We start from the raw sequence: 12,588 nt of genomic DNA on the forward strand, positions 1-12,588 counted from the left end.
GCGAAGAATCGCAGTTCAGTATTGGTGTCGACCACGCTCGCGAACAAACCGTTGATTTGATCAAAAACGGCGTGCCCGGGATTCATTACTACGTGCTCAACAAATGTGACGCGGCCGAAAAAATGCTGGACGGGTTGGATTTGTGCTGCTCGTAGGCAATTTGTTCAGTCTCGGTTGTTTCGGACGATCTACAGTGGATCACGCGAAGTTATCCCGATCGGGATTGCAGCAATTAGCCGAGGGGCGTGGCAAAGCCGCGCACGCTTTGGAAGATAAACAGCGAGGCAAGAGTCTTTCCGTAAATTAGTCGCTTTGGCCAACGCGGTGTAGCATTTGTCCCCCGCGTTTTGCTGTGTTTTCATAACCCAACGCGTGAGTTTTGAGATTGCGCTGTTGGTCGTGATCCGGGCCAACGTCCGGGCCATTTGCGAGGAGTCGTCAATGGATCCGAGCAAACGACCGGGCCGTTGGGCCTATGGTTTATTGATTTTCTTGGACCCAGCCCGTTGGGCTGGGCTAGGTAAACTTCCGGGGCGTTGCCCTTTCGAGGTCGGGATGCTTCTTGGTTTCATGCCCGGTGGTTTTCAATTGGCTTGATTCGAAGCAAGCCGTACGCGGTCTATTCTTCAAGCACCATGATTTCGACTTTGCGGAAGTCACAGGGGTGGCTTTCGGATTGCAACGAGATTGTTCCGTCGCTCAATTGGATGCCGCCCTGTTTCTCGGCCAACTCTTTGGCATGAGCGTCCTTGGGGTCGAGTTGCGGCTTGTTGTATTGCAGTACCGTTTTGCCATCGATGATGTGCTTGATGACTTCGTTGCCTCGCACCTCGATCTCGACGGTCACCCAGTCGTCGCCGTGAAACGTGTCAGACGTCGAACTGGTGCAGTGCGGCGTAAACAATTTGCCGTCCTTCACCACGTTTGTCCCAGGTGTACAGAGGTTTGCATTGGTGCGAGGGTTCTTGCCATCGCCACCAAGCAATTGAACTTCGATCGAGACCGGAAAATCTTGGTCACGGCTCATTGTTTCAGGCTTTTCGCCATGAATCATGATGCCACTGTTGCGGAATGCCCATCCAGGGCCGCCACTGCATTGTTCACCCAGAAAACGATACTCGACACGGAATCGATAGTGCGAGAACGAATCTTTGTAAAATAGGTGCCCAAACGTTTCGTCAAACTTCTCGTAACCGTCGTAGCGAACTTTCAGTAGCCCCTCTTCGACCCTGAACGTGTTCTTCGCATTGTCGCCCAGTTCGTGATAACGGATTTTGGGCGTCCATCCTTCGAGGTTTTTGCCGTTAAACAACGAGACCCATTTTCCGGTTTCGGGCTTTGCTGCCGTTTCGGCGTCCGCAGGTTTCGTTTCCTCGGCGTGGAGCAACGAAAACGAGCAGAGGGCAACGCTTGCCGCGAAAAGGGTGCGATGGAACCGAGTGGGATTGAACATGATGGGCACTCACGCGGGAATAGAGTTGGGGAGTTTCGAATTCGCATTCATCATAATCGCAATCGTGCCGCGGTGACCATTGGACGCGCAGCCCAATGATTCGTTTAACGGGCGATCGATCGGGCGCAATCGTTTTTTTGCGGCATCCTCGGAATCAGCGGCCCCCCCCCGTGACTTGGCAGCCCGATTTGCGATTATGATGATGCCCCACGCTTACTGCCTATCCAATTTGCTTGCCGCTTCCCCCTGCCCCCACTGCACATGTCTGTTTCTGATTCTGCACCTTTGTATCTTGGCATCGATGTTGGCGGGACAGACGTCAAACTAGGTTTGGTGGATGACACATGCCGGATCGTGGCCACCGAGCGAACGGCGACTTGCACGCTGAAGACACCCGAAAAAGTGTTTCAGCACGCGATGGAGTTTGCTGCGGGGCATCCGATTGCGGGGGTGGGCTTGGCCGTTCCGGGGGTGCTCGATTCACGATTGTATGAGTTGCGTGAAGTCGTCAATCTCGACGGTTGGCTTGGCGTTCCTTTGCGAGACCAATTGGCCGAGGCCAGCGGATTGCCGTCGATGGTGGTCAACGATGCCAATGCGGCCGCCTACGCCGAACATGCCTCACGTTTGCTCGGGGTTCAATCGCTCGCGCTGATCACGCTAGGCACGGGGGTGGGGTGTGGAATGGTCGTCGTGGGGAATCCGCATGGCGGAGATCATGGATGTGCCGGCGAGCTAGGACACATCGCGGTCGACTTTTCCGACGATGCCCTGCCCTGCACTTGCGGAAGTCGTGGTCACTTGGAAACTTATGCAGGCGCGGGCGGCGTGATCGCCCGAATGGTTCAATTGAGCGGTGAAGATCCCGATGGGCTGACGCCGCGTCGGATTGCCGATCGAGCCGAGGCTGGTGACGCAATTTGCCAAAAAGTGATCTCCGATACGGCGTGCTATGTCGGGCGTGCGATTGGCATGTTGGGGCAAGTGGCCGATCCGGCGGTCGTGCTGCTGGGCGGCGCGATGACCTTCGGCGGACTGGAAACGGAAACCGGGCGACGGTTTCTTGCGGACGTTCAAAAAAGCGTAAAAGAGACCACGTTGGTTCAGGTCGGCGGAAACATGAAAATCGAATTCGCCACGCTCGGTAACCAAGCGGGCATGATCGGTGCCGCTATGGTGGCGCGGGATCAGTCATCGTTATCGGCATTCAAAAAATAAGTTCAATCATCACGGAAACCTTCATGGACACGATCGCCAACAATACGTCCCGCGAAAAAATCCCCTGCCGCGTGTTTGCCAAGGCGTCCGACGCCAGTATCGCGGCGGCCAATGAAATCGCCGCGTTGATTCGCTCGCGTGCGGCAGCCGGACAGTCATGTGTGCTGGGATTGGCGACCGGTTCGTCACCGACGCGTGTCTACGAGGAACTGGTTCGCCTGCATCGCGACGAGGGGCTCTCGTTTGCCAACGTCATCGTCTTCAGCCTCGACGAATACTATCCAATGCAACCGGACGAACTGCAAAGCAACGCTCGGTTTCTGCATGAATATTTGACCGACCTGGTCGATATCGATCCGGCGAATATCCACTTTCCCGATGGCTCGATCGAAAAGTCACAAGTGGCTCAGTTCTGTGCCGCTTACGAGGCCAAGATTGTCGAGGCGGGCGGGATCGATCTGCAGATTCTAGGACTCAGCCGAATCGGTCATATCGGTTGCAACGAACCCGGTAGCGAGCGAACCACGCGAACGCGGATGATCACGCTGGACCGAGTCACACGAATCGATGCGGCCAGCAATTTTTTTGGTGCCGAAAACGTTCCGCGTCATGCCTTGACCATGGGCGTGGGGACGATTCTCGAGTCGAAGCGAATCTTTTTGCTCGGATTCGGCGAAGGCAAGGCGTCGATCATTTTGCAAACTGTCGAACAGGAAGAAACGCCGGCCATCCCCGCTTCGTTTTTGCAAGGACACGAGCGAGCCGAGGTGTTTCTAGACGAAGCGGCCGCTTCGGGGCTGACCCGCTTTGACACGCCGTGGTTGGTTGGCCCGATTGATTGGGACAATGCGACAACGCGAAGAGCGGTCATCTCGTTGGCGACACGGCTGGGCAAAGCCATATTGAAATTGACCGAAGCCGATTACAACGAAGCTGGCTTCCAAGACTTGTTGGCCAATCACGGCAGCGCGTACGACATCAATCTGCGGGTGTTCCGGCATCTGCAGTCCACGATCACCGGTTGGCCTGGCGGGAAACCGGCGCACGCGAAACAGGTCGGCGATCGGCCGGGGCACCGCGACGACATTTTCCCAAAACGAGTCATCGTTTTTTCGCCTCATCCCGACGACGATGTGATCTCGATGGGAGGAACGCTGATCCGCTTGGTCGATCAAGGACACGACACGCATATTGCCTATCAGACCTCGGGCAATATCGCAGTGTTTGACCAGGACGCGATTCGCTTTGCCGAGTTCGCGGGCGATTTTTGTCGTGAGTTTCAAATTCATGCCGATGGGCTCGAACAGTTGGAAGATCATGTCGACGAGTTCCTGCGAAAGAAGAAATCCGGGCAGGTCGACAGCGATGAAATCCAGCGAATCAAGGGGCTGATTCGTCGCGGCGAGGCACGTGAGGGTGCTCGCTGTTGTGGCGTCAAAGACGAAAATCTGCACTTTCTGAATCTGCCGTTTTATCAAACCGGCCGAGTCAAAAAGGCCCCACTGAGTGACGAGGATATTCGCATCACCGTTGACTTGCTGCGAAAAATCGAGCCTCACCAAATCTATGCCGCGGGTGATTTGTCGGATCCGCATGGTACTCATCGTGTTTGTTTGAGCGCGATCCTGCAGGCGTGCCAACAGTGTAGCAATGATCCTTGGTACGAAGCTTGCGCGGTATGGTTGTACCGTGGTGCGTGGCAAGAATGGGCACCGGAGGATATCGAGATGGCAGTTCCGCTCAGCCCACAAGAGGTCGAACGAAAACGAGTCGCGATTTTCAAACACGAATCTCAGAAAGATCGGGCCTTGTTTCCCGGTTCGGATATGCGTGAATTTTGGCAGCGAGCCGAAGCACGTAACGCCGACACCGCCCAACGCTATGACATGCTGGGGTTGGCCGAATACGCCGCGATCGAAGGATTTGTCCGCTGGGATGGTAAGACGGGCATCGAACTGTAACGCTGCATGACTCGGCGTCCGGTTGGGCGTTTGTTTGGGGCTTACGTGTTGAGGCGTGATCGGCGAAAATGAATCGCCAGCGATCTCACTGTCTTAGGCTGTCCATACCTGTCCGTTTTTTCATTGATCGATCTTATGACGACTTCTCAAATTCATCTTCTTTCGTCGCTTTCGGTGGTTGATATCGACGGGGCTGACGCGGCTGCGATTTTGCATAATTTGACCACCAACAACGTCAAATCACTCGACGTGGGCCAGGGTTGCGAAAGTTTTGTGACCGATGTACGTGGCAAAACGCTCGGACACTTTCATGTTTTTCGCCGCGAGAATGGGTTTCGTTTGATCGGAGCCCCGGGCGTGGCCGAGAAACGACCATCAGAAACCTTCGCCGCTCACGCCGATCGCTACACCATTCGTGAAGACGCCGTCGTGACGATCCGTGAAGACGAGTTTGTCGGCTTTCTGTTCTCGAGTTTACCGTCGGCACCTCACGAAGATCCGCTGACGTGGTGGGAAGGGTCAATCGGTGATATTGCCGGTGATACCTATCGCGTGCGTTGGTTCAACGACGCCAGTTGGATGGTGTTGATCGCCCGCAGCGAATTGGATGCGGCGATGGCCAGTATCAACGAAGGATTGACCACGCCGCTTGGCGACGAGGCCTCGTTTCATCATGCTCGCACGGCTGCCGGATATCCTTGGTATGGGATCGACATCGATGATTCGAATTTGCCGCAGGAAATCAATCGCGACGAATACGCGATCTCGTTTACCAAAGGATGTTATCTAGGCCAAGAAACGGTCGCACGATTGGATGCATTGGGCCAGGTGCAAAAGAAGCGAGTGCGGTTGTCGATCGAAGGGACGCTGCCCGAGCCGGGGACGACACTTCAGTCTGACGGTAAAACCGTGGTACGGTTGACCAGTGTGACGAAGGTGGATGACCGGCATGGTTTGGCGATCGGGTTCGCACGACGCACTCATTTTGACCCCGGCGCGACCGCCACCTACGAAGGCTGTGTCGCTACTGTGATTGAGTAACACGTGATCGAGTGACGCTAGATCGAGTGACGTATAATCGAGTGGCGTAGGATCCGGCACGCTGCTTGTCGTGTACCTTCGATTGCCCTGCTCGTTTGCTCTCAGCGGTGCAAACGGATCGTTCCCGCATTGAACACGTCGATATTGGGAATGTTCCACTGGATCTCGGACTTGTCATCGAAGGCATATTTGCCGCCGAGTTGATCGCCAACCTGGGTGCGAGTCAGCGTGTCAAACTCGCTCCACACCAACGTGATCACATATTGTCCGGCCGGTGCACCGTCGCCAAGGCTGTAGGTCGATATTTGAAAGCTACCGTCGGCAGAAGTGATTCCCGAAGAGATCGCTGCACTGCCGGTTTTGGGATGTAGTCTCAGCACGACTCCTTCGGCCGGTTCGTCGTCAACAAGCACGACGCCCATAATTTTCACCATGTCGTCACGGACATTCGATTCGCTGCACCCTGAGCTGCAAACCCCGGAGCCGCAAACCAGGGTGATGAGGCTACATACAACCCATCCTGAATGAGCACTACTGAACGGATTCAATGATTTCACCGGCGCGACGAGTAATGTGGGCAGAGATGATTTTGGGATCGGTCGATGCGGTAAAGAATCGAACCGAGCCGTCGGCGAAGACAAAATAGCATCCTCCGACGTGAAAACTGTGGAATCCGAATCCTCGTGCGTTGGTGCAGTTGATCGCGCAGGGGCCGGGTTGGGGTGGCCACGAGAGTCCTCCCTGCAATGAACCTTGCAGCCAGTGTTCGCCATTGACCAAATCGCCCCATCCGCCTCCTTCGGTTCCGATTAGGTTTGCGGTTGCCAGCGGATCTTCGCGACCGCCGCTGAACACAACAGGGCCTCCGGTACGTTCGCCGATCAAAAAGGTATTGGACAACCCGTCGAGGATCCCTGCAAAGCTGCCGTCTTGATCGCCGCCGAACACCGTGCTGACGACCTGCATCGCCCCTTCGCGATTGGCTAATAAATGATTGCCGTACGCGTGTTTGGCGTAGGTTCCGGCCACGCCGGTGCTTGGACAATAATCGGCCGGCGCAATATCGGACGCGGTGAACGGCAGTCCTGCGGGAACCGCATTGAAGGTGTATTTGCGATCCGCCGGGTTTCCCGGTGTCGAGGGGCACACATAACCGGCGATGGGGGTTTGCACCAAGGCGACGTTGTGAGGACTCAGTTGGTCCACCGGCAACGTTTCGTGATCATATTCGTCGTAGATTGCTTGTTGTTCGAGGTATGGCAAAAGCGTCACACCCCAGGGTTTGCCGTTGAATGCGTCGGGCGGCGTGTCCAACCACCAAGCCCGCGGCAACATGTTGAATGCGGCGTGATAGTTGGCGATTCCCAAACCAATCTGTTTCAAATGGTTGCTGCACGACATTCGCCGCGATGCTTCGCGCGCTGCCTGAACCGCCGGCAGCAAGAGTCCCACCAGTACTCCGATAATTGCGATGACGACTAGCAATTCCACTAGCGTGAATCCGTCGTCACGCTTGCTGCCGCGTTTATAGCGTTTATGTCCCATGTGCTTATTTAACACGAGACGACCGTTAGCGCTTTGCATAAATGTTGTCCTGAGGATCAAGAGTCGGAGTTTCGTCGAGATCCGGAGAGGGAATATTCCAACGATAGATCCGTGAATTATCACCGTTGTTGTAACCAATGATCATTTGGGTGGCATCGTGATTTAACCGGATGGCGTCACAATAAGTGTCCCAATAGTTGCTCTTCCAAACCGCCAGCGTGCCAAGTTGCAATTGTTTGTCCATGTCCCAGAATTGAAGGCTGCCGCTGTCGGTCATCATCAGCAGTCGATGATTCGTCAAGAAGTGAATCGCCGAGGGACGCATTGCAAATTCGCCAGAAAAAGTAACGCCATGCAGCATCGCATGCTGCTTCCTCGTTTTGATGTCGATCGACGACAGCGATCCATCTTCCCATCCCACGACGATTCGCTTGCCGTTGGGGGTGAATGCGACACAACAGGCACGCTCAAAACTGGTCTTCCAGCGTTGGGATCCACGGCTAGGCAAATGGATGACTTCGAGTTCATTTCCGGTTACGAAGGCGAGTTGTTGGTCGTCCGACGAGTAGGCAACGCAGTGCGTTCCCGATTCGTTGGGGCGTGAAAGCATTGGTTTCAATGTCGATTCGTTCAAATCAAACACTTGCAACATGTCGACTCTACCGCCGACCACCAAGTACCGTCCTGAGGGCGAGAAGCTGAGACGATTATACGAGTCGTTGGATTCGAACATCGGAAGCTGAGCTGTTTTCCGTATCGGATTCTCGCTCTGCCATCGCGTCCACGTGCTCAACAAACCACCCAGGTCTGTCGTCGCGATCATTCGGTCGTCGGCCGACATTGCAATCGCACTGATTGCTCGTTCACTTTTCCAAAGGTCGCGATAGACAACCGGCGTGGGCACCCCCGAGGTGGACTTGGCAACGTCACCGCGTTTCGGCAATTCCGCGTATTGCAGCAGATTGGCGATGTTTTCGGGACCATACGTCAGCACCAATGCGTGCTGGAAATCAGAGGTAAACGCGGTTCCTGAATGGTGCAGCGGCGATGGCGGCCGGCTGAACAATTCGTGTCCGAGTCGATCGGGCGAAAATCGCTCGACTCTACCATCAAGCCCTGTCGTAACTAGCGAATCGGACGACAAAAACTCCACATCCGTCATCCGCCCTCCCGAACCCGACACAAACGTCGAGGAAGCAAACGCGGCCGAGCTCTGCTGGTCGGCATCCGTGTCGGTCTGTTTAAACCACTCGACTCCAGCGCGAAAATCGGCAACCGCCAACGATGATGCATCGTCGGAAAACGCGATCGCCATCGGTTCGGATTGTGTGGGGATCCAGAATGGAGTCGCCGATTCGCCCGGTTGGGGATCAATCGGAGCAATTCCAACTCCGTTTTCCTGGCGTACCGTGTAGGCGACCCAATCTCGTTTCTCGCAGCACTCCAGCTGCAACACGCCGCCGCGAGTGTCGGCTTCACGCAATAGTTGGCCCGTCTCGGCGTCATAGAAACGCAGCTTGGCGACATCGCGTTCGCCGGTCACGATGGTTTTTCCATCCGGCGTCAAGCCAACGCTCTCGTTACGGATTTCGGATGGGATGTCGATCGATTGGCTCCGCTTGAACGACCATGATTTGATACCGTTATAGCGACATCCCGAAACCAGCGTGTCTCCCGCGACTCGAATCGATTCGATCGTGGTGGGGTGCAAATGAAAGGCTCGAAGTGTTTCGCCGGTGTTGGGGTCAATGCTGATGACACCGCGGTGACCAAACGGCCACATCGGACCGGGAATCGCCAAACTGCCATCGGGCATCGCAGCAATCGCGGTGCTTTGGCCGTTGAACCCTGATAGCTGGCGGCGTTTGGTTTCGGTTGCGATGTCCCAAAACATCAGCACGCCATCGTCACCGGTGGTGACCACCGTTTGTTTGTCGGGCAGGATCGCCAATTCACGTGCTGGTTTTGCATGGCGTCCCCACAATGCATACTTAGCACTCACCTCGCCATCGAGCAGCGACCATTCGGTACTTCGCAAATCGGGTTCACCGTCGCGGGGGAGGTGCAGATTCAGCAAACGTCTCGCTTCGCCATATTGCCCGCGATTGAACATCTGGTACGCCAACGACAGATCGCTGTCGTAGTGCAACGCACGCAGCCGAGACTTGGACTGATCCGCGTAATGAAGTGCCGATTGCAATTGCAGCGTTTGCTCGCGGCTTTCGATCGCATAGCGGCGTTGATTTAACGCAAACATGCACAAACTGGCGATACCAAACCACACACCGATCATCGCGACCGAGGCGAGCGAGGCGATCATAGGATTTCGCTGAGCCCAACGCATCGTGCGGCCAACACGACCAATCGGGCGAGCCGATGTAGGCCGCCGCTCGGCAACACGAATCAAGTCATCGTAGAGTTCGCCCGCATCGTGGTAGCGACGGTAGGGTTTCTTTTCTAAACACCGCTGGACCACCGCACTCAAGTCTCGCGAGATCGTCGGACGGATGTCCCGAGGCGGCGGCGGATCGTGCTCCATCACTCGCCGGATCGTTGACATCTGACTGGCGGCAGCAAACGGTGAGACACCGGTTAACAGCTCGTACAGAATCACGCCCAGCGAGTAGACATCCGAGTGCGCACCATGCGTATCGATGCTGCCACATGCTTGTTCGGGCGACATGTACGGAGCGCTGCCGACCGGGGTGCCGATCATCGTTTCGCGGACGTCCGACAACGAACGCGCCATGCCAAAATCGGTCAAATTTGCAAACGGTCGCCCCTGTTCGTCCTTGCTGATGATGATATTGGACGGTTTGATGTCGCGATGCATCAGGTCTCGCTCGTGGGCCACTTTCAATCCGCTGGCGATCTGGATGACGATCGAAACCGCTGTATCAATCGAAACCAAATGGTTTTGCTGGTGCATCCATTGGTCGAGCGTCGGGCCCGGACAGTATTCCGATACGATGTACGCCTTCTTCGGCGTCAGCACCGCATCCAAAATAGGAATCAGATTCGGATGGCTTAAGCCCGCAGCAATTTCGGCTTCTCGCTGGAACCGGCGAGTGCTGAGCTGATCGGTTGCCAGATTGAATTTGGGAAACTTAATCGCAACTTCACGATTTAAACCAATGTCGTGAGCCAGCCAAACCCGGCCAAACGTCCCCTCACCAAGCTGTTTGATCATGCGAAAGTGATCAATGCACTCCCCTGTGGAGGGGCTTAGGCTCTCTGCCAAAACGCTCGAATTGCGAGCGACGGTTTTTCGCAGTTTGCTTCTCGAGCCTCGCTTCACACCCGTGGTGGAACGAATTGGCAATGCAGACGGAGCTGTGGGGGGCAAGTCTTGGTGTTTTCTCATTGAAATTCCTTTCGTGCCGAGAGGAAGTTCATCTCGCAATCGGTGGCATCACTGCAATCGTATTCATCATCAAGTTGTCATTTGTACGATGCGGTAGCCGGATTATAACGTCTCGTTCGCCGTCGAGGGAACTGTAAACCCGCTGGTGGACTGGAATTTGTTTACCGGATCGTCGATGCGGCGCACGACGGGCCGTAGCGGCATCCGGTGCAGTTTGGCTGACCCCCTGTTTTCGGGCGCTGATCAGCACCTTAGCCCTTGGTTTGTGCGGCGTGCATTGGGCATCGCAACGCGGTCAGGGTTCGCGAGAAGCTCGATGAATTCGCGTTGGCGAATTTGCTGGTTCTGACGAGAACGGCAGGAACGGTCGAAACGGCGATCCGGTGGTAACGGTTGTAACGATTGCTAGGGTTGTTTGTTGCCAATGAAAGTGGTGCGAGGACACCCATTCGAGTGAGATGTCGTTACAACCGTTAAAGTCGGTATGTATGGAACGTCCCTACCAACAGGTCACCCCAAACGTAATCTTTTATCTTGCCCGCCATCTTTACGTAGGTAACTGTTCACCCGTAGTCGATGAAGTTTGTGCATCAGGATTCGTCTCGCTTGTGCGTTAAGTCTGCTCAATCGAAACAACTTCCATCTTGCGTAGTGCGTTACGCAGTGGAACCGAAGCAAATCGGTCATGGGAAGACGGTTGTGACGAACCAAACGGATTTTGATGCCGGGCTAGTTGCTAGTGCGCTGGTCCAGGAAAGCTACGTCCAAATCCCGTATTGTTACCGTGGAGATTAGAAGATGAAAAGGTTATTGTTGCCTACGTTGACGATCCTGTCGATCGTTTTCGGGGTGAACTCAGCTAGCGCTGCCTATTGTGGCGCAGTCAGCTATGAAGGCTGTAGCAGCTGTGGAAGCACAGTTGTCGAAGGAAGCGTTGCCGAAGGTGCAGTCGCTGGTGACGGAGCCATCGTTGATAACGGTGCCGTTGCTGGTGGTACTTACACCGTCATGCGCAACGTAAGCGAAACGGTTTACGAGCAAGTCGAAGAGACTCGTTACCGCACTCGCAATGAAACTTACTACGAAGATCAAGAAGTGACCGGCAGCCGCATGGTTCCTGTCACGACGACTCGTGAAGTTCAATACACTGTGAACGTTCCTCACGTTGAAAATCGTACCAAGACGATCAACTACACCGTGATGAAGCCCGTTCACGAAACTCGCACGCGAGTGATCAACTACACGGTGCGCAAGCCTGTTTACGAAAAGCACACCAAGACGATCAACTACACGGTCATGAAGCCTGTGTACGAGACTCACCAAAAGGTGATCAACTACACCGTGCGTAAGCCTGTGTGGGAAACTCGCACTAAGACAGTAAATTACACTGTCATGAACCCTGTGCGTGAAAACCACAGCAAGACCATCAACTACACCGTGATGGTACCTGTTCGTGAGCAAAAATCGCGTACGATCAACTACACGGTCTACAACACCGTGAAAGAGCAACGCGTTCGCACTGAGAACTACAGCGTTGTCGTTCCTCAGCAGTACACCAAGACCATCCAGGTCAAAGGTGGTCACTGGGACACCGTTACTGAAACGATCCCTGGCAAAATGATGCGTCGTACCGTTCGTGAGCCCGGAACTTGGACTTACGATCCTGCGACTTGCCGCTGCGTATACTGCCCAGGCGAATGCCGCGTAGAATGCGTTCAAGGTTGCCCAACGACTTGCACCAAGCGAGTTTGGGTTCCAACTTGCGAAACCAAGGAAGTAACTTGCACCAAGTACGTTCGTGAGTGCCGTACTCGCGAAGTGCCTTACACCGTGTGCAAGCGAGTTCCTGAGTGCCGCACCAAGGTTTGCAACTACACTGTTTGCAAAATGGTTCCTGAGTGCCGCAGCAAAGTTGTCAACTGGACGACTTGCAAGATGGTTCCAGAATGCCGATCGAAAGAAGTTTGCTACAAAGTCTGCAAGATGGTTTGCGAAAACCGTCAAAA

8 protein-coding genes are annotated in these 12,588 nt (G+C 54.9%); 4 read left to right on the forward strand and 4 right to left on the reverse strand.

The window, feature by feature from the left end; translation table 11 throughout:
• Positions 1-619: 619 nt before the first annotated feature.
• On the reverse strand, positions 620-1,453 hold the full coding sequence (locus tag RMSM_RS29155; protein WP_008705845.1) for a 3-keto-disaccharide hydrolase: 834 nt from the start codon (positions 1,451-1,453) through the stop codon (positions 620-622).
• Positions 1,454-1,714: 261 nt separating this feature from the next.
• On the opposite strand from RMSM_RS29155, the gene RMSM_RS29160 reads away from it, so the two are divergent.
• From RMSM_RS29160 to ygfZ, 3 genes are all read left to right on the forward strand, one after another.
• A complete protein-coding gene (locus RMSM_RS29160; protein WP_063870278.1) occupies positions 1,715-2,671 on the forward strand; it encodes an ROK family protein in 957 nt (318 codons plus the stop codon).
• Positions 2,672-2,694: 23 nt separating this feature from the next.
• Entirely contained in the window at positions 2,695-4,632 is a 1,938-nt protein-coding gene (locus tag RMSM_RS29165) for a glucosamine-6-phosphate deaminase (RefSeq protein ID WP_008705852.1), read from the forward strand.
• A gap of 135 nt (positions 4,633-4,767) precedes the next feature.
• Positions 4,768-5,673 (forward strand): CAF17-like 4Fe-4S cluster assembly/insertion protein YgfZ, encoded by a 906-nt coding sequence (gene ygfZ, locus RMSM_RS29170; protein WP_008705853.1) that lies wholly within the window; start codon positions 4,768-4,770, stop codon positions 5,671-5,673.
• Between the two features lie 101 nt (positions 5,674-5,774).
• Here the strand turns inward: ygfZ and RMSM_RS29175 are convergent, their stop codons facing one another.
• The 3 genes from RMSM_RS29175 to RMSM_RS37515 form a co-directional block, all read right to left on the reverse strand.
• Entirely contained in the window at positions 5,775-6,107 is a 333-nt protein-coding gene (locus RMSM_RS29175) for a hypothetical protein (protein ID WP_052031860.1), read from the reverse strand.
• Positions 6,108-6,204: 97 nt separating this feature from the next.
• Entirely contained in the window at positions 6,205-7,218 is a 1,014-nt protein-coding gene (locus RMSM_RS29180) for a DUF1559 domain-containing protein (RefSeq protein ID WP_008705857.1), read from the reverse strand.
• A 25-nt stretch (positions 7,219-7,243) separates the two neighbouring features.
• Positions 7,244-10,408 carry a WD40 repeat domain-containing serine/threonine protein kinase gene (locus RMSM_RS37515; RefSeq protein WP_008705859.1) on the reverse strand — a complete coding sequence of 1,055 codons (3,165 nt, stop codon included), beginning with the start codon at positions 10,406-10,408 and terminating at the stop codon, positions 7,244-7,246.
• A gap of 972 nt (positions 10,409-11,380) precedes the next feature.
• Between RMSM_RS37515 and RMSM_RS29195 the strand changes: the two genes are divergently transcribed.
• On the forward strand, positions 11,381-12,588 hold a 1,208-nt coding region (locus RMSM_RS29195; protein ID WP_040770025.1), incomplete at its 3' end, for a hypothetical protein.

The organism is Rhodopirellula maiorica SM1 (assembly GCF_000346295.1).
Taxonomy (GTDB): domain Bacteria; phylum Planctomycetota; class Planctomycetia; order Pirellulales; family Pirellulaceae; genus Novipirellula; species Novipirellula maiorica.